The sequence below is a fragment of the Plantibacter flavus genome (assembly GCF_002024505.1).
Lineage (GTDB): Bacteria > Actinomycetota > Actinomycetes > Actinomycetales > Microbacteriaceae > Plantibacter > Plantibacter flavus_A.
In genome coordinates, this window is sequence record NZ_CP019402.1 from 1,533,446 (window position 1) to 1,551,700 (window position 18,255).

13 protein-coding genes and 2 riboswitches are annotated in these 18,255 nt (G+C 67.2%); of the genes, 8 read left to right on the forward strand and 5 right to left on the reverse strand.

Annotated features, from left to right (window positions below):
- The first annotated feature begins 94 nt into the window (after window positions 1-94).
- Window positions 95-180, forward strand: a riboswitch (glycine riboswitch).
- Window position 181: 1 nt separating this feature from the next.
- Window positions 182-285: riboswitch (glycine riboswitch) on the forward strand.
- Between the two features lie 56 nt (window positions 286-341).
- Genes gcvT through gcvP form a run of 3 tightly spaced genes read left to right on the forward strand, consistent with a single transcriptional unit; the run spans window position 342 to window position 4,765 of the window.
- The gene (gcvT, locus tag BWO91_RS07245; protein WP_079002086.1) at window positions 342-1,466 is read left to right on the forward strand and encodes a glycine cleavage system aminomethyltransferase GcvT; all 1,125 of its coding nucleotides are present in this window, start codon (window positions 342-344) and stop codon (window positions 1,464-1,466) included.
- Between the two features lie 3 nt (window positions 1,467-1,469).
- Complete coding sequence (gcvH, locus tag BWO91_RS07250) at window positions 1,470-1,844, forward strand: glycine cleavage system protein GcvH (protein WP_064296422.1); 375 nt, start codon at window positions 1,470-1,472, stop codon at window positions 1,842-1,844.
- A complete protein-coding gene (gene gcvP, locus BWO91_RS07255) occupies window positions 1,844-4,765 on the forward strand; it encodes an aminomethyl-transferring glycine dehydrogenase (protein ID WP_079002087.1) in 2,922 nt (973 codons plus the stop codon). The genes gcvH and gcvP overlap by 1 nt, the downstream gene beginning before the upstream one ends.
- Before the next feature lie 77 nt (window positions 4,766-4,842).
- On the opposite strand, the gene BWO91_RS07260 is transcribed toward gcvP, so the two are convergent.
- Window positions 4,843-5,655 carry a CPBP family intramembrane glutamic endopeptidase gene (locus BWO91_RS07260; RefSeq protein WP_240555712.1) on the reverse strand — a complete coding sequence of 271 codons (813 nt, stop codon included), beginning with the start codon at window positions 5,653-5,655 and terminating at the stop codon, window positions 4,843-4,845.
- 336 nt (window positions 5,656-5,991) lie between these two features.
- On the opposite strand from BWO91_RS07260, the gene BWO91_RS07265 reads away from it, so the two are divergent.
- The 4 genes from BWO91_RS07265 (at window position 5,992) to BWO91_RS07280 (ending at window position 11,319) form a co-directional block, all read left to right on the forward strand.
- Complete coding sequence (locus tag BWO91_RS07265) at window positions 5,992-7,611, forward strand: peptide ABC transporter substrate-binding protein (RefSeq protein WP_240555714.1); 1,620 nt, start codon at window positions 5,992-5,994, stop codon at window positions 7,609-7,611.
- Between the two features lie 75 nt (window positions 7,612-7,686).
- The gene (locus BWO91_RS07270; RefSeq protein WP_153303412.1) at window positions 7,687-8,619 is read left to right on the forward strand and encodes an ABC transporter permease; all 933 of its coding nucleotides are present in this window, start codon (window positions 7,687-7,689) and stop codon (window positions 8,617-8,619) included.
- A gap of 13 nt (window positions 8,620-8,632) precedes the next feature.
- Window positions 8,633-9,571: an ABC transporter permease gene (locus BWO91_RS07275; RefSeq protein WP_079002091.1), complete on the forward strand. Its 939-nt coding sequence runs from the start codon at window positions 8,633-8,635 to the stop codon at window positions 9,569-9,571.
- A complete protein-coding gene (locus BWO91_RS07280; RefSeq protein ID WP_079002093.1) occupies window positions 9,568-11,319 on the forward strand; it encodes a dipeptide ABC transporter ATP-binding protein in 1,752 nt (583 codons plus the stop codon). The genes BWO91_RS07275 and BWO91_RS07280 overlap by 4 nt, the downstream gene beginning before the upstream one ends.
- A gap of 82 nt (window positions 11,320-11,401) precedes the next feature.
- On the opposite strand, the gene BWO91_RS07285 is transcribed toward BWO91_RS07280, so the two are convergent.
- The 4 genes from BWO91_RS07285 to BWO91_RS07300 are packed head-to-tail and all read right to left on the reverse strand — an operon-like array spanning window position 11,402 to window position 16,077.
- The gene (locus tag BWO91_RS07285; protein ID WP_153303413.1) at window positions 11,402-12,019 is read right to left on the reverse strand and encodes a hypothetical protein; all 618 of its coding nucleotides are present in this window, start codon (window positions 12,017-12,019) and stop codon (window positions 11,402-11,404) included.
- A 48-nt stretch (window positions 12,020-12,067) separates the two neighbouring features.
- Window positions 12,068-14,173 (reverse strand): ABC transporter ATP-binding protein, encoded by a 2,106-nt coding sequence (locus tag BWO91_RS07290; RefSeq protein WP_079002097.1) that lies wholly within the window; start codon window positions 14,171-14,173, stop codon window positions 12,068-12,070.
- Window positions 14,166-15,089 (reverse strand): ABC transporter permease, encoded by a 924-nt coding sequence (locus tag BWO91_RS07295; RefSeq protein WP_079002099.1) that lies wholly within the window; start codon window positions 15,087-15,089, stop codon window positions 14,166-14,168. The genes BWO91_RS07290 and BWO91_RS07295 overlap by 8 nt, the downstream gene beginning before the upstream one ends.
- A gap of 4 nt (window positions 15,090-15,093) precedes the next feature.
- Window positions 15,094-16,077 carry an ABC transporter permease gene (locus BWO91_RS07300; protein WP_064296413.1) on the reverse strand — a complete coding sequence of 328 codons (984 nt, stop codon included), beginning with the start codon at window positions 16,075-16,077 and terminating at the stop codon, window positions 15,094-15,096.
- Between the two features lie 297 nt (window positions 16,078-16,374).
- Here BWO91_RS07300 and BWO91_RS07305 point away from each other — a divergent pair, with 297 nt between their 5' ends.
- Window positions 16,375-18,099, forward strand: coding sequence for an ABC transporter family substrate-binding protein (locus tag BWO91_RS07305; RefSeq protein WP_158596550.1), 1,725 nt, complete (start codon window positions 16,375-16,377; stop codon window positions 18,097-18,099).
- Window positions 18,100-18,255: the final 156 nt, after the last annotated feature.

The following is an 18,255-nucleotide window of genomic DNA, read 5'->3' on the forward strand; positions in this document are numbered from 1 at the left end:
CGATACAGGCTTAGTGTACACCTGACTCGAACAAGGTCCTGCGCCGAGGCGACCACTCGCGATATGCTGGCGGCTCAATCGAACATCGGGCCGCGAACACGATGCGGGAGAGCCGGTACGCCGGCACCGAAGGAGCAAGCCTCCCCGCCAATCTCTCAGGTCCTGTACCGCATCGGACTGGCCACTCTGGAAAGCAGCGCACGTTCGTGGTGCGCTCGCCGACGGTGAAAGCAGTGTCCGCAGCAGCGGCACTCGTGAAGCTCTCAGGCCAATGACAGAGGGGGAGTTCCCAACGGGCACCGTCTGGTGTCCGCAGCGCACCACGCGACCCCGGAGAACTCGTGACCGACCTCGAACGAACCAGCCCGCTCCATGCCGTCCACGAAGCCGCCGGCGCGAGTTTCACGGACTTCGCCGGATGGCAGATGCCCGTACGGTACTCGAGCGATCTCGCCGAGCACCACGCCGTCCGCACCGCCGCCGGCATTTTCGACATCTCCCACATGGCCGAGATCCAGGTCGTGGGCGACGACGCAGCCGACTTCCTCGACCAGGCGCTCGCGGGCAAGCTGTCCGCCATCGACCTGCTCCAGGCCAAGTACTCCCTGCTGCTGAACGAGGCCGGCGGCATCGTCGACGACCTCGTCGTCTACCGCAACGGCGAGCACGAGTACCTCGTCGTCGCGAACGCGGGCAACCACGACGCCGTCGTCGCAGCGCTCACCGAGCGCGCCGCGGCATTCGAGCACGTGGTCGTCATGGACCGCAGCGACGAGATCGCGCTCATCGCCGTCCAGGGGCCCGCCTCCCGCGCCATCCTCCAGGCGACCGAGGGGCTCCACATCCTGGACGAGCTGCCCTCCCTCGACGAGGTGAAGTACTACCGCGCGACCGGTGCCTCTTTCGAGAACGGCACGGTCTTCATCGGGCGCACCGGCTACACCGGCGAGGACGGGTTCGAGCTGTACGTCGACGCGGCCGACGTCGTCGAGCTGTGGAACGCCATCGTCGCCGCCGGGACACCGCTCGGGCTGGTCCCCGCCGGCCTCGCCAGTCGCGACACGCTCCGCCTCGAAGCCGGCATGCCGCTCTACGGCCACGAGCTCGGTCCGGACATGCTGCCGGTCCAGGCCGGACTCGGTCGCGTCGTCGCGCTCGGGAAGCACGGCACGTTCGTCGGACGCGACGCCGTCGAGGCAGGCCCGGCGGACGGTGCACCGGTCCTCGTCGCCCTCGTCTCCGAGGGGCGTCGCGCCGGTCGTGCCGGTTACCGCGTCCTCGCCGGCGACACGACGGTCGGCGAGGTGACGAGCGGGGCACTGTCGCCCACCCTCGGGCACCCGATCGCCATGGCCTACGTACACCCCGACCACGCCGAGCCGGGCACCGTGCTCGACATCGACGTCCGCGGCACGCGGATCCCCGCGACCGTCACCACGCTCCCCTTCTATTCGAGAGAGAAGTAACCCATGGCCGACAAGACCACCCTCAAGTACACCGCCGAGCACGAGTGGATCCGCGTCGAGGGCGATCTCGCCGTCATCGGGATCACCGACTACGCCGCCGAGAAGCTCGGTGACGTCGTCTTCGTGGACCTCCCCGCCGTCGGCGCGGCGCTCTCGGCCAGCACCGTGGTCGGCGAGATCGAGTCCACGAAGTCCGTCGGCGAGCTCTTCGCCCCGCTCGACGGCGAGGTCGTCGAGGCCAACGACGCCGTCGTCGACGACCCGTCGCTCGTCAACAGCGACCCGTTCGGTGCCGGCTGGCTCGTCTCCGTCCGGTACGACGCGCTGCCCGACACGCTCCTCAGCTGGGACGACTACGCCGCGCTGGTGGGCGAGTGATGGCGGACCGCTTCGCAGAACGGCATATCGGAACCGACACCGCAGCCCAGGCGACGATGCTCGCCGCCGTCGGATACGACAGCGTCGACGCCCTGCTCGCCGCGGCCGTCCCGTCCGCGATCACTGCCGCCGAACTCGCCTCGTCGAGCATCCCCGACGCCGCGACCGAGCGGGCGGCGCTCGCCGAACTCCGAGAGCTCGCCGGCCGCAACACGGTGAACCGGAGCCTCATCGGTCTCGGCTACTTCGACACGATCACGCCGGCGGTCATCAAGCGGAACGTGCTCGAGAACCCCTCCTGGTACACGGCCTACACGCCGTACCAGCCCGAGATCTCGCAGGGCCGCCTCGAGGCGCTCATCAACTTCCAGACGATGGTCGCCGACCTCACCGGTCTCGACACGGCCAACGCCTCGATGCTCGACGAGAGCACCGCGGTCGTCGAAGGCATGCTCCTCGCGCGCCGGGCCTCGAAGCTCGCCGACGCGACGTTCATCGTCGACGCCGACGCGTACCCGCAGACGAAGGCGCTCCTCCGGAGTCGCGCCGAAGCGGTCGGCATCGACCTCGTCGAACTGCCGTTGTCGACCACCTCGGCCGAGGACCTCCCGGCGGCGTTCGGCGTCTTCGTGCAGTACCCCGGCGCCTCCGGGCTCGTATGGGATCCGTCGGCGGTCCTCGCGGCGGTCAAGGCGGCCGGCGGCGTGTCGGTCGTCGCGGCCGACCTCCTCGCCCTCACGCTCATCTCCTCGCCCGGTTCCCTCGGCGCGGACATCGCGGTCGGGACGAGCCAGCGCTTCGGTGTGCCGATGGGCTTCGGCGGGCCGCATGCAGGGTACCTCGCGGTCCGCAAGGGCCTCGAACGCCAGATGCCCGGTCGCCTCGTCGGCGTCAGCCAGGACGCGGCGGGTCACCCCGCGTACCGGCTCACGCTGCAGACGCGTGAGCAGCACATCCGCCGCGAGAAGGCCACGAGCAACATCTGCACGGCCCAGGTCCTCTTGGCCGTCATGGCCGCGATGTACGCCGTGTACCACGGGCCCGACGGGCTCAAGCGGATCGCACAGTCGGTGCACGCGACCACCGCGAGTGCAGCCCGTCTGCTGGAGTCGGCGGGTGTCGAGGTGCTCACGGAGCACTACTTCGACACCCTGCAGGTGCGGGTCGCCGACAGCGCGGCGGTGGTGGCGGGCGCGCACGACCGCGGCCTCCTGCTGTGGGCCGTCGACGAGACGACCGTCTCGATGAGCTTCGACGAGGTGAGCGCGGTCGAGAGCGTCGTCCCGACGCTCGTCGAGGTGCTCACGACCGCTGGGACCGCCACCGTCGGAGAGCCGTCGGCATACGTCTTCGACGAAGGGTCGTCCGCCTCGGCGTTCGGACCGAGCGCCGTGTCGGAGTACCCGGCCGCGCTCGCCCGCGAGACCGAGTACCTCACGCACCCGGTGTTCAACACGCACCACTCGGAGACCGCCATGATGCGGTACCTCAAGCAGCTGGCCGACCGCGACTACGCGCTCGACCGCGGGATGATCCCGCTCGGTTCGTGCACGATGAAGCTCAACGCCGCCACCGAGATGGAGGCCGTCACCTGGCCCGAGTTCGCCGGGCTGCACCCGTTCGCCCCGCGCGAGGATGTCGCAGGCTCGCTCGAACTCGTCGACCAGCTCGAGACCTGGCTGGCCGAGGTCACCGGTTACGACTCCGTGTCGCTCCAGCCGAACGCCGGCAGCCAGGGTGAGCTCGCCGGTCTCCTCGCCATCCGCGGCTACCACCGCGCGAACGGCGACGAGCAGCGGACGGTCTGCCTCATCCCGTCGAGCGCGCACGGCACGAACGCGGCCTCGGCCGTCCTCGCCGGCATGCGGGTCGTCGTCGTGGCGTGCGACGAGCAGGGCAACGTCGACCTCGACGACCTCCGGGCGAAGATCGAGGCCAACGCCGAGTCCCTCGCCGCGCTCATGATCACCTACCCGTCCACCCACGGCGTGTACGAGCACGAGGTGAAGACGATCACCCAGGCCGTGCACGACGCCGGCGGCCAGGTCTACGTCGACGGTGCGAACCTCAACGCGTTGCTCGGGTACGCGCGGTTCGGGGAGTTCGGCGGCGACGTCTCGCACTTGAACCTGCACAAGACGTTCTGCATCCCGCACGGCGGTGGCGGCCCCGGTGTCGGGCCGGTCGCGGCGAAGGCGCACCTCGCGCCGTTCCTGCCCGGTCACCCGCTGGCGCAGCGCGCCGAGCACCCGCTGCTCGGCGGCGGGACGGTCGTGCACGCCGGCGGTCCGATCTCGGCGGCTCCCTACGGCAGCCCGAGCATCCTGCCGATCTCGTGGGCGTACGTCCGCATGATGGGTTCGGAGGGGCTCCGCGAGGCGACCGGGGCCGCGGTGCTCGCGGCGAACTACATCGCTGCGCGACTGCGCGACCACTATCCCGTCCTGTACACGGGCGACAGCGACCTCGTGGCGCACGAGTGCATCCTCGACCTCCGTCCGCTCAAGGAGGCGACCGGGATCTCCGTCGACGACGTGGCGAAGCGCCTCGTCGACTACGGCTTCCACGCGCCGACGATGTCGTTCCCCGTCGCGGGGACGCTCATGGTCGAGCCGACCGAGAGCGAGGACCTCACGGAGGTCGATCGCTTCGTCGACGCGATGATCGCGATCAAGGCGGAAGCGGACGCCGTCGCGGCGGGCGAGTGGCCTGCCGACGACAACCCGCTCGTCGGGGCGCCGCACACGGCCCAGTCGGTCATCGAGGGGGAGTGGACGCACGCGTATTCGCGCGAGCTCGCCGTCTACCCCGTGCACACGCTCGTGCGCACGAAGTACTGGCCGCCGGTGCGTCGCATCGACCAGGCCTACGGCGACCGCAACCTCGTGTGCGCCTGCCCGCCGCCCGAGGCCTTCGCCTAGCCGGTCCATGAGCACTCCCTCGCCCATTCGTGGGCGAGGGAGTGCTCATTCTCGCCGACAGATCGGCGAACGGGTCGTCAGGACGACTTCGTCGCCGCGAAGATCTCCGGCCACCAGGCCACGGCGAGCGGGAAGCCCGCGAACGAGATGATGTCGATGACCGTGTGTGCCACGACCAACGGCATCACCCGACCCCAGCGCTTGTAGCACCAGCCGAACGCGATCCCCATGGCGACGTTGCCGAAGAAGGGCCCGATGCCCTGGTACAGGTGATAGCTCCCGCGAAGGACGGCGGTCGACAGGATGATCGTCCACCACCCCCACCCGATTTCGCGGAGCCTGGTGTACAGGTAGCCGATGATGATGACCTCCTCCTGGAGGCCGGCGCGGAGTGCGGAGAAGACGAGCATCGGGATCGTCCACCAGTACATGGTGTCGGGGAACGTCGAGACCGCGACCGTGACGCCGAGGGCGCGTCCCAACGCGTACACACCGATGCCCGGGACACCGATCGCGGCGACGAGGAGCAGACCGCGGCCGAGGTCGCGTCCGGGGGAGCGGAGGTCGAGTCCCATCCGCGCGAAGCCGGTGCGTCCGGGCTGCCAGAGCAGGTAGATGACGAGGGCGACCGGCGCGAGCTGGAAGAACAGCCCGAGGAACTGGTAGCTGAAGTCGAGCCACTCCCGGGTGGCCTGCGTGGTGTTGATCGCCGCCGACTGATCGGAGAGCGGTGGCCCCGCGGTGAGCTTCGCGATGAGCGAGATGATCGAGTACACCGCCGACGCCCCGAGGCTCAGCGCGAGCACGATGCCGATCTCCCACCACCGACGGCTGTCTCCGGCGCCCTCGGGGAGGTTTGGTCCCCGCTCGGTGGTGTTCTGCTCGCTCACCGGTCCATTCTGCTGGCTGGTGGCTCCGAGCGCACCGCATAGCATCTGCGCGTCCACTCGGCTGATGCCGGGAGCAAAACGGCTTACGATTCGTATCCAGAAGGTGGATGCGACCGCACGAGTTTTGCGATCACGACCGTTCTCGTGCGTGGCAGGCGGGATCCGTGCACGAAAAAGCACTCCGGAGCAACAATCCGTCGATTGGGTTACCGCTGTGTAACGTTTGGCGTCCCAGTTTGCTCGCCGTCCTGCTTCTGCTTATCGTCAGAGTATTCAAAGAGCGATCCAGCGCACACGATGCGCTGGTTTTGCTTGCCCTTTCCCCAAGGAGGAACTGTGAAGTTCAGTCGGTTCGGCTCTGCCGCCGCCATCATCGCAGCCGGGGCTCTCGTCCTCACCGGATGTTCCGGTGGCGGTTCCAGCAGCGAGAGCACCAGCAGCGCATCATCCATCATCACGACCAACGGCTCCGAGCCGGAGTCGGGCCTCATCCCCAGCGACACCAACGAGGTCGGTGGCGGAAAGATCCTCGACGAGATCTTCGCGGGCCTCGTCTACTACGACGCCAAGGGCAAGCCGGTCAACGACCTGGCTGAGTCGATCGAGACCGACGACTCGATCACCTTCACGATCAAGATCAAGCCGGACCAGAAGTTCACCAACGGTGACCCGGTCGACGCCGAGTCGTTCGTGAACGCTTGGCAGGACGCCGCGCTCCTCTCGAACGCTCGCAAGAACAGCTACTTCTTCGAGGACATCAAGGGCTTCAGCTACGACGCCGACCAGCCCCTCACCGGCCTCAACGTCGTCGACGACACGACCTTCACGGTCGAGCTCAACGAGGCTCGCTCTGACTTCCCGCTGCGCCTCGGATACTCCTCGTTCTACCCGCTGCCCAAGTCGGCGTTCGACGAGGCTGGCAAGGTCACGGCCGAGTTCGGTCAGAACCCGATCGGCAACGGCCCCTACAAGCTCGACGGCGAAAAGGCCTGGAAGCACAATGAGTCCATCGCGCTCGTCACCAACGACGAGTACAACGGTGGCCGCAAGCCGAAGAACGGCGGCGTGACGATCAACTTCTACGCCAGCTTCGACGCGGCGTACGCCGACCTGCTCGGTGGCAACCTCGACGTCCTGGACCAGATCCCCGACTCGGCCATCTCCACCTTCCAGGACGACCTGGGTGACCGCGCTGTGAACCAGCCCGCTGCCGTGTTCCAGTCCTTCACCATCCCGTCCCGCCTCCCGCACTTCAGCGGCGAAGAGGGTCAGCTGCGTCGTCAGGCGATCTCCTACGCGATCAACCGCAAGCAGATCACCGACGTCATCTTCGAGGGCACCCGCACCCCGGCGACCGACTTCACCTCGCCCGTCATCGACGGCTACTCGAAGGACATCCCCGGCAACGAGGTGCTGACCAACGACGACAAGAAGGCCAAGGAACTCTGGGCCGAGGCTGACGCCATCTCCCCGTGGGACGGCTCCTTCCAGATCGCCTACAACGCCGACGGACCGCACCAGGCCTGGGTCGACGCGGTGACGAACAACATCAAGAACACGCTCGGCATCGAGTCCTCCGGTGTTCCGGTCGCCGTCTTCGGTGACTTCCGCGAGAGCATCACGAGCCGTCAGATCCAGACCGCGTTCCGCAGCGGATGGCAGGCCGACTACCCGGGTCTGTACAACTTCCTCGGCCCGCTGTACGCGACCGGCGCTTCCTCCAACGACGGCGACTACTCGAGCCCCGAGTTCGACAAGCTGCTGAGCGAGGGTGCGAGCGAGTCCGACCTGGATGCCGCGAACAAGAAGTTCCAGGAGGCCCAGGAGGTCCTGTTCAAGGACCTGCCCGCCATTCCGCTCTGGTACCAGAACGTGAGCGGTGGTTTCGGCGAAGGCGTCCAGAACGTCGAGTTCGGTTGGAACTCCGTGCCCCTCTACTACGAGATCACCAAGTAATCTTGTAGACGGCACCACTGGGTGGGTCCGGTTCTTCCGGGCCCACCCAGTTTTCACGAGTTCAGGAGTCCCGCTTTGGGCAATTACATCCTCCGCCGTATCCTGCAGGCCATCCCGGTCCTGCTCGGTACGACCTTCCTCATCTACTTCATGGTGTTCGCCCTCCCGGGCGATCCCATCCTCGCGCTCTTCGGTGACCGGACCCCCAGCCCGGCCGTCCTCGAACAGTTGCGCGCGGAGTACAACCTCGACAAGCCGTTCATCGTGCAGTACTTCCTGTACCTCGGCGGCATCCTCACCGGCGACCTCGGTACCTCGTTCTCCGGGCAGCCGGTCTCCGAGATCCTCGCGCAGACCTTCCCGGTCACGCTCCGCCTCGCTGTCCTCGCCGTCTTCTTCGAGATGGTCGCCGGCATCACGATCGGGCTCGTCTCGGGACTCCGCAAGGGCGGTATCTTCGATGCGTCCTTCCTGGTCGTCAGCCTCATCCTCATCTCGCTGCCGGTCTTCGTGGTGGCGTTCATCGCGCAGTTCGTCTTCGGCATCCAACTCGGTTGGTTCAGGGTGACCGTCGGTGCCGGTGCGCCGATACAGGACCTGTTACTTCCGGCGCTCGTACTCGCGACGATCAGCTTCGCGCAGATCACCCGCCTGACCCGCGGCGCCGTGATCGAGACCCAGTCGCTCGACTTCGTGCGCACCGCGGCCTCGAAGGGCCTCAGCCGTCGTCGCATCATCCCGGTGCACATCCTCCGTAACTCGCTGATCCCGGTCGTCACCTACCTGGCCGTCGACTTCGGTGTGCTCATCGTCGGAGCGACGGTCACCGAGGGCATCTTCAACGTGCCCGGTGTCGGTCGCACGCTCTACCAGGCGATCATCCGCGGGGAAGGGCCCACCGTCGTGTCCTTCGTGACCGTGATGGTGCTCGTCTATCTGCTCGTCAACCTGCTGGTCGACCTGCTGTACGCCGTGCTCGACCCGAGGATCCGCTATGTCAAGTCATGATCAGGAACCACAGATGAAGCGTTCATCCACGCACTTCGTCGCCCCGCTGGAGGAGACGCCGCTTGCGGTGATCGATGCTGTCAAGGTCGACGAGAAGCCGAGTAACCTCTGGACCGACGCCTGGGCGTACATGCGCCGTCAGCCGATGTTCTGGATCTCGGCCGTACTCATCGTGCTCGTCGTCGTCGTGTCGCTGTTGCCCGGCCTGTTCTCACACGTCGATCCACGGAGCTGCAATCTCGACAACAGCCTCGGCGATCCGTCGCTCGCACACCCGCTCGGCTTCACGAAGCAGGGCTGCGACATCTACTCGCGGGTCATCTTCGGTGCCAACACCTCGCTCGCGGTCGGGCTCATCGTGACCGCGATCGTCTGCGTGCTCGGCATCAGCTTCGGTGCGTTGTCCGGCTTCTACGGCGGCTGGGTCGACTCGGTGCTCTCGCGCATCGGCGACATCTTCTTCTCGATCCCGTACATCCTCGCCGCGGTCGTCGTCATGTCGGCTCTCGCCGCATATCGCAGTGTCTGGACCATCTCCCTCGCGGTCGGACTGTTCGTCTGGCCGAGCGTCGCGAGAGTGCTTCGTGCTGAGGTCCTGCGAGTGAAGAACGCGGACTACGTGCAGGCCTCCATCGCTCTCGGCGTCTCGCGGTTCCGGATCCTCGTGCGCCACGTCCTGCCGAACTCGATCGCCCCGGTCATCGTCGTGATCACGCTGTCGTTGGCCTCGGCCATCGTCGCAGAAGCCACGCTCTCGTTCCTCGGCGTCGGACTCGGCTCGGAATCGATCTCGTGGGGCGCGGACATCTCGCAGGCCCAGCGCGACCTCCGGACCGCTCCGCAAGTGCTCATCTACCCGTCCATCGCGCTCTCGCTCACCGTGCTCAGCTTCATCATGCTCGGCGAGGTCCTGCGCGATGCACTCGACCCGAAGGCGAGGGCACTCCGTTGAGCAGCCACACCCCATCGGCCGGCGCACGCACCGGGCAGCCGCTCCTCGAGGTCAAGGACCTCGAGGTCGGGTTCCGGACGCAGAGCGGCACCGTCCAGGCCATCCGTAAGACGAGTTTCACCATGATGCCCGGTGAGACGGTCGCGATCGTCGGTGAATCGGGTTCCGGGAAGTCGACGACGGCGCACGCCATCATCAACCTGCTCCCCGGGACCGGCAAGATCACGGGCGGCGAGATCCTCTTCGAGGGTCGTGACCTCTCCAAGCTCTCGCGCAAGGAGATCGAGGACGTCCGCGGACGCCTGATCGGTTTCGTGCCCCAGGACCCGATGTCCAACCTGAACCCGGTGTGGAACATCGGGTTCCAGGTCGAGGAGGCCATCCGTGCCAACGGCATCGCCCAGGGCAAGCAGGCCGTTCGCGCCAAGGCGATCGAGGTCCTCCAGCAGGCCGGTCTGTCCGACGCCGACCGTCGCCTGAAGCAGTTCCCGCACCAGTTCTCCGGCGGCATGCGTCAGCGCGTGCTCATCGGTATCGGTCTGTCCTCGAGCCCGAAGCTGCTCATCGCGGACGAGCCCACCTCGGCGCTCGACGTCACGGTGCAGCGGAAGATCCTCGACCACCTCGAAAGCCTGACCCGCGACAGCGGCACGGCGCTGCTCTTCATCACGCACGATCTCGGCCTCGCCGCCGAGCGCGCTGAGAAGCTCATCGTCATGTACAAGGGGCAGATCGTCGAGGCCGGTCCGTCGGTCGAGATCCTGCAGAACCCGGTGCACCCGTACACCCAGCGTCTTGTCGCTGCGGCGCCGAGCCTCGCATCCCGTCGTATCCAGTCCGCGACCGGGTCGCTGGAGACGCTCGAGCACGAGGCCCCGGCCGGTTCCGAGGGGATCGACCTCATCGTGGCAGCGGAGCACCGTGCCGCCGCGCAGCTCGATCTCGCGAAGGTCGAGCCGGCGATCGTCGTCGACGACTTGGAGAAGGTGTACAAGATCCGTGGACAGAAAGGTCAGGCGAGCGAGCTGAAGGCTGTCGACGGTGTCTCGTTCCAGATCCCGAAGGGCACCACCATGGCGCTCGTCGGCGAGTCCGGTTCGGGCAAGTCCACGGTCGCGAAGCTGCTGCTCCAACTGGAGACTCCGACCTCGGGCAGTATCCGCATCGGTGGCAAGGTGATGGAGGGGCTCGATCGCAAGGGCCTCCTCGCGCTGCGCCGCAAGATGCAGCCGGTCTTCCAGGACCCCTACGGCTCCCTCGACCCGCTACGGAACATCGGGAACACGATCGCTGAACCGCTCGTCACGCACAAGGTGGGCGACAAGGCCTCCCGCCGTGCGCGCGTGCTGGAGCTCCTCGATCAGGTCTCGCTGCCGCAGGCGGTCGCGACCCGGTACCCGAACGAGCTCTCCGGTGGACAGCGTCAGCGCATCGCGATCGCCCGCGCACTCGCGTTGAAGCCGGAGATCGTCGTCCTCGACGAAGCGGTGTCCGCGCTCGACGTCCTCGTCCAGGCGCAGATCCTGCAGTTGCTCGCCGACCTCCAGTCGGAGCTGCAGCTGACGTACCTCTTCATCACCCACGACCTCGCGGTCGTGCGCGTGATCGCCGACAACGTCGCGGTCATGCAGAAGGGGAAGATCGTCGAGGCGTCGACCACGGACGACGTCTTCGAGAACCCGAAGCAGCAGTACACACGCGAACTCCTCGACGCCATCCCCGGCGCCGGGATCGAGCTCGCGCTGTAACCCGCGCAGAACGCCGAAGGGCGGTGCCACGGAGCGATCCGGGGCACCGCCCTTCGGCGTTGCGGGAGGTGTCCGCCGGTCGCTAGACGAGGAGCGCAGAGGCGACGCCCCAGGCGAGGAGTGCCGCCGTGACGCCCAGGGCGACGACGTCCCAGCGAGAGGTGGCGAGGCGGTCGTCCTTCGGGTCGATCCGACCCCAGCGTTCGTGGGCACGGTCGATGAGGTCGACGGCAGTCGGACCCTCGTTTCCGGCACGACCGGGTCGGCGGACGCCTGCAGCGCGGTCCTGATGGTCGACCCCGCTTCGTCCGGCACGTCCGCCGATCAGCGACGGGCGGTCGAGCCCAGCGCTCGGTGCGCCCCAGCTGGTGATCTTCCGCCCGTCCCGCAGGAGCACCGTGAGCTGGTAGCGGCTCGTCGCCTCCTCCATGCGCGACCAGGGGATGTCGTGGATACGCCCGACGTTCACGACCGTCAGCTGCGACGGTTCGATGATGATGCACGGACGGACGAGGACGAGGTAGACCAGCCACACGACGAGGACCTCCCACGGGAGCGCCTGGACCGCGAAGCCCCAGGCTCCACGGCTCACGGCGTCGATGATGAAGAAGACCATGAGGATGGCGGTGACCCCGAGGATCCAGAAGCCGCTCGTGCTCCGCAGGGTGGTCCGATTGCCGGCGTTCGTCGCTTCGTTCACGTCCACCATCCTTCCAGGCCGCCGACCCTCGGGCGCCGCTCGGCTCGATCAGGCGGTGACGAGCCGGTCGCTCTCCGCATGGTGGCACGCGACGAGCCGTCCGTCGACCGGGCGCTCTCGTGGATCGTCGCGTTCGCAGACCGCCTGCTTGTCGGCCGGCAGCAGCTGGAACAACGGGCACCGGCTCCGGAAACTGCAGCCGACCCGGTCGTCGCTGGGGGAGGGGAGGTCGCCGTTCAGCAGGATGCGCCGCCGACTGCGTTCGATCTCGGGGTCCGGGACCGGCACCGCGGACAGGAGCGCCTGCGTGTACGGGTGCTTCGGGTCGTCGAAGATCGTGGCGCTCGGTCCATACTCGACGATGCGTCCGAGGTACATGACCGCCACGTCGTCGGCGATGTGGCGGACGACGGCGAGGTCGTGGGCGACGAAGAGGTACGAGAGTCCGAGCCGCTGCTTGAGGTCTTCGAGCAGATTGATGACGCCGGCCTGGACGGAGACGTCGAGCGCGGAGACCGGCTCGTCGAGCACGAGGATCTTCGGTTCGACGACGAGCGCCCGAGCGATGCCGATGCGCTGTCGCTGTCCACCCGAGAACTCGTGCGGGTATCGGCCGGCGAAGGACGGCTCCAAGCCGACGAGTTCGAGCATGGCCCCGACGCGGGAGCGGATCTCGGCGGGGGAGACCCCGTGGACGGTCAACGGTTCACCGATGATGTCCTCGATCGTCATGCGCGGATCGAGTGAGGCCATCGGGTCCTGGAACACCACCTGGATGTCGCTGCGCAGCTTCCGGCGGTCGGGCTTCGACAGCGTCGCGGTGTCGACCCCGTTCACGTGGATGCTGCCGCCCTGCGTCCTGGCGAGTTCGAGGATCTCCATGATCGTCGTCGTCTTCCCGCACCCGGACTCGCCGACCAGGCCGAGGGTGCGCCCGCGCTGGACACTGAACGAGACCCCGTCGACCGCGCGGACCGTGCCGATGTTGCGACGGAACACGACGCCCTTCGTGAGCGGGAAGGCGCGGGTCAGGTCACGGACGTCGAGGACGGTCTCCGGGGCGACCTCCGCGACGAGCTCCTCCGGCACCTCGTCCGGCCGAGGGAAGATCTCCGGGCGGCGCAGCGATCCGTCGGCGATCTCGCCGGCGCGGATGCACGCGGCGGTGTGATCGACCGAGGTCGTCGGGTCCTCGACGGGCCCGTCGAGGACGGGGAGCAACGCCGGTTCGCCCTCGAGGCACGCGGCCACGGCGATCGGGCAGCGCGGGGCGAAGGGGCAGCCGGTCGGCACGGTCGTCAACAGCGGTGGGCGTCCTTCGAGCGGGACGAGTCGCTCTTGCTGGTTCGCCGCCATGTTCGGCATGGAGCGCAACAGACCGATCGTGTACGGCATGAGCGGTTCGCGGAACAGCGGGACCACGGGCGCCGTCTCGACGATCCGGCCCGCGTACATCACGGCCACCCGGTCGGCGTTGCCGGCGACGACACCGAGGTCGTGCGTGATGAGCACCACGGCGGCGCCGGTGATGTCCTTCGCCTTCTGGAGCACCTCGAGGATCTGCGCCTGGATGGTGACGTCGAGTGCGGTGGTCGGCTCGTCGGCGATGATCAGCTGCGGGTCGTTGGCGATGGCGATCGCGATCATGGCCCGCTGACGCATGCCACCGGAGAACTCGTGCGGGAACGACTTCGCACGCCGCTCCGCGTTCGGAATGCCGACGATCTTCAAGAGTTCGACGGCCCGGGTCTCTGCTGCGCGCTGCGAGAGCGCGGAGTCGTGGAGGCGGAGGCCTTCGGCGATCTGCTGACCGATCGTGTAGACGGGCGTGAGCGCCGAGAGCGGATCCTGGAAGATCATGGCGATGTCCCGCCCGCGGATCTTCGACAGCTCCTTGTCCGATTGGCCGAGCAGCTCGACGCCGTCGTAGCGGATGCTGCCGCTCACCTGCGCGTTGGTGGGGAGCAGCCCCATGACGGCCATCGAGGAGACGCTCTTGCCGGAGCCCGACTCGCCGACGATGCCGAGGAACTCTCCACGCCGCACCTCGTAGGAGACACCGCGGACGGCATGCACGGGCGTGCCGGCGTTGGGGAAGGTGACGGTGAGGTCGTCGACCTTGAGGAGCGGCGCGGTCGCCTGGGGGTCAGTCACGGTTGGCTCCTGAGGTCGGGTCGATGGCGTCGCGCAGGGCGTCGCCGAGGAGGCTGGAGGCGAGCACGGTGATGACGAGGATCGCTGCGGGGAAGACGAACAGCCAGGGCCGAGTCACGGCCGCACTCGCACCGGCGGCGAGCAGGGTGCCGAGCGAGACGTCGGGCGCCTGCACGCCGAAGCCGAAGAAGCTCAGGGTCGTCTCCGACAGGATCGCCGCGCCGATGCCGAGCGTCGCGTCGATGATGAGGAGGCTCGCGACGTTCGGGATGATGTGGCGACGGATGATCGTGAACCCGGGGACGCCCATGAACCGGGCCGCCTTGACGTACTCGCGTTCGCGGAGCGACATCGTCTGCCCACGGATGACGCGCGCGAGCACCATCCAGCCGAACAGGACGAGGAAGACGACGAGGGCGAGCCAGGACAGCGACTTGAACGCCGGGCTCAGGAGCACGAGGAGGAAGAAGCCGGGGATGACGAGGAGGAGGTCGATGAGCCACACGATCGCCTTGTCCCAGACGCCTCCGACGTAGCCGGCGATGGCCCCGACGAGTCCGGCGATGATCGCAGCGCCCGGGCCGACGATCAGACCGATGACGATGGACTTCTGCAGCCCGACGAGCGTCTGTGCGTACACGTCCTGGCCGATGTTGTTGGTACCGAACCAGTGGTCGAGCGAGGGCGGCTGGCTGAAGGCGAGGCCGTCCTGGTCGGTGAACGACCAGGGGGAGAGCAGCGGGCCGATGAACGCCCAGAGGATGATGAAGAGGAGGACACCGCCACCGATGCGGGCGCGCTTCGTGGCGAGCACCTTCCGCAGGATCGTGCGCCCGCGGGACTGCGGACGCTTGGGGGCGTCCGCCATCTTCTCCGGGTCGCCGACGGTGAGGGTCGAGGGGTCGGTCAGTGCCATGTCGTTACACCCGCACTCTCGGGTCGAGCGCCGCATAGATCACGTCGGAGAGCGTTCCGGCGATCAGGACGAGGATGGAGGTGAACAGGATGGTCCCAGCGGCGGCGTTGATGTCCGAGTTCGAGACGCTCGTGAGGAGGTACTCGCCCATGCCGTGCCAGCTGAAGACGTTCTCCGTCACACTCGCGCCGGTGAGGATGAGCCCGAAGGAGTAGGCGAAGAACGTCGACATCGGGATGAGCGCGACGCGGACACCGTGCCGGATGATCGCGGAACCGCGGGTCCGGCCCTTCGAGCGCGCGGTCCGGATGTAGTCGGCGCTCATCACGTCGAGCATGGCGCTGCGCTGGTACCGCGAGTACGAGGCGACGGCGCCGACGGTGAGGGTGATCGTGGGCAACAGCAGATGCATCGCCCGGTCGCCGAACTGTGTCCAGAACCCGCCCTGGAGGCCGGCGGTGTACTCGCCGGTGAAGTTGATGACGTTCGTGCCGACCGCCTGGTTGAGGGACGTCGCGAGGATCATGAGCACGACGCCGATGACGAAGACGGGCATCGCGAGGATCGTGAACGAGGCGTAGGTGATGATCTGGTCACTGGCCCGGTATTGGCGGACCGCGCCCCACACGCCGAGGGCGACGCCGATGACCGCGCCGAGGATGGTGCCGATGACGAGGAGGCGGAGGCTCGTGCCCGAGCGCTCGAAGATGTCGGCGGTGACCTGGGTGCCGCGCGTGCTGATCCCGAGGGAGCCGGTGGTCACCAGTTGCGTGACCCAGTCCCAGAGGCGTTCGAGCAGCGGGACCTTCGGGTTCACGCCCATCTTGTCCAGCGCCGCATCGATGGACGCCTGGGGGATGGGCGGGTTCTTCCCGAGGAACCGGGCCGACGGCTGGAGCGTCATGCTCACGAGCACGTAGCCCAGCATGGTGGCGATCGCGGAGAGGAACAGGTAGTTGACCAACCGCCGTGCAATGAACCCGATCATGTACCAGCCTTGCGAAGTCGTTGTGCGGGACCGCGTCGTCCCGTCAGCTGTGCTCCCCTCGTGGGGGTGGAGACACTGTAACCCCCAAGTGTCTGGAATCAGAAAACGACGCGTGTTCTCAGGAAACGAAACGTATGTTTCCGGCACGTGTTGCCGATAAATCGAAACGGTAACAATTCATCCCCACTTGTGGGGGATCCCCGGAGCGGGTGCAAGATGGTCCACATTGGCCTGCGCGCCTTCCGCTCCGCATCGGTGCGGCCTTGCGCAGTTACACGTCACGAAAGGTGGATCTCGATGAGTTCCAGAACACAGGGATCGAAGCGGCGCGGCGGGATGATCCTCGCCGGCGTCTCGATCGTCGCCCTCGCATTGACGGCTTGCACCGGAGGCGGTTCAGGCGGTGGCGGCTCGACGTCGAAGCCCGCCGAGCTGTCCGGCACCGGCTGGGAGCGCGCCGACGCCGACCAGATCGCCCAGGGCGGTTCGCTCAACCTCGCCGTCGACGCGATCCCCGCGAACTGGAACCTCTACAACCTCGACAGTGGCACCGTCGACGACCAGTTCCTCAGCAACCTGTACACACCGTCGTTCATCAACATCAAGGAGGACGGCACCTGGGAGGCGAACCCCGACTTCGCGACCTCCGTCGAGCTGAAGACCGAGGACCCGCAGGTCGTCGAGATCAAGATCAACCCGGACGCCGTCTGGTCGGACGGCACCGCCATGAGCGTCGACGATTTCGCCGCGACCTGGAAGTCGCTGAACGGCGTCGACCCCGCCTACGCGCCTACCGCCACGAACGTGTGGAAGGACATCGAGTCCGTCACCGCCGGCGACAGCCCGCAGGACGTCCTCATCACGTTCAAGAACAAGAACGCGGACTGGCCGTCGATCCTCGGCAACATCTGGCCGAAGTGGCTCGGCGCGACGCCGGAGTCCTTCAACACCCTCTGGGCGACCGGACCCTATGCGGCCGACGGCACGACCTACGTCTCCGGCGGTCCGTACATCGTCAGCAAGATCGACCAGACCGGCGCGGTCGTGACCTTCGAGCCCAACCCGAAGTGGTGGGGCGACAAGCCGAAGCTCGACAACATCATCTTCAAGCAGGTGTCCCGCTCGGGTCTCGCGCAGGCGTTCTCGAACAGTGAGATCGACGTCTTCAGCATCGGCTCGAACGCCGACAACTACGAGACGGCCAAGAAGCGCAGTGACGCCGAGATCCAGCGTTCGCGTGGAACGACGTACAACCACATCACCCTGAACGGCACGTCCGAGGTCCTGAGCGACCCCGAGGTCCGCCAGGCGTTCGCCAAGTCGATCAACCGTCAGACCATCGCCGAGGCCCGCCTCGCAGCGATCGACGCACCGACCGACCTGCTGAACAACCTCATCTTCCTTCCCGGCCAGGACGGCTACGAGGACGACGCCTCCAAGGTGCTCGGCTACGACATCGACGCCGCCAAGAAGCAGCTCGACGACGCCGGTTGGAAGGAAGGCAGCGGTGGCATCCGCGAGAAGGACGGCAAGAAGCTGACCGTCCGCTACGTCATCGACTCCGACAACCCGGTCTCGGCCGAGACCTCGCAGCAGGTCCAGGCCATGGTGAAGGAGTCCGGCTTCGACCTCCAGATCGACACCGTCCCGTCCGACGACTTCTTCACGAAGTACGTCACCACCGAGACCCGCGACTTCGACGCCGTGAGCTTCGCGTGGCAGGGCACCGCGTTCCCGATCTCGAGCACCGAGTCGATCTTCTACCCGGCCGACTCCGGGCAGAACTTCCCTGGCGTCACCGACGATTCGCTCGGCGAGCTCTGGGCGAGCGCCAACGCGGAGCTCGACCCCGACAAGCGCCTCGAGATCGCGAAGGAGATCGACAAGAAGATCGTCGCCCTCGCGACCACGCTGCCGCTGTTCCCGGTGCCGTACACCTACGGCGTCAAGACCGGCCTCGTGAACTACGGGCCGACCCAGTTCGAGACCATCGACTGGAAGAACGTGGGCTGGAAGAAGTAAGCATCAGCACGCGTTCGATCTGAACGCAGCCTCGACGGGCATCGGCGGGAAACCGCCGGTGCCCGTCGCCGTTCAGCCCCCGGCCAGAACTCCTGCGGTATGATGGTCCGTCGGCACCATCGTGCCCGAATCCCATCCACTTGAAGGAAGCCACCC

Excerpts from the sequence above, each read along its gene's own strand:
- gcvH (WP_064296422.1), top strand. The coding sequence starts at position 1,470 with ATGGCCGACAAGACCACCCTCAAGTACACCGCCGAGCACGAGTGGATC.
- gcvP (WP_079002087.1), top strand. The coding sequence starts at position 1,844 with ATGGCGGACCGCTTCGCAGAACGGCATATCGGAACCGACACCGCAGCC.
- BWO91_RS07275 (WP_079002091.1), top strand. The coding sequence starts at position 8,633 with ATGAAGCGTTCATCCACGCACTTCGTCGCCCCGCTGGAGGAGACGCCG.
- BWO91_RS07295 (WP_079002099.1), bottom strand. The coding sequence starts at position 15,089 with ATGGCACTGACCGACCCCTCGACCCTCACCGTCGGCGACCCGGAGAAG.
- BWO91_RS07300 (WP_064296413.1), bottom strand. The coding sequence starts at position 16,077 with ATGATCGGGTTCATTGCACGGCGGTTGGTCAACTACCTGTTCCTCTCC.
- BWO91_RS07305 (WP_158596550.1), top strand. The coding sequence starts at position 16,375 with ATGAGTTCCAGAACACAGGGATCGAAGCGGCGCGGCGGGATGATCCTC.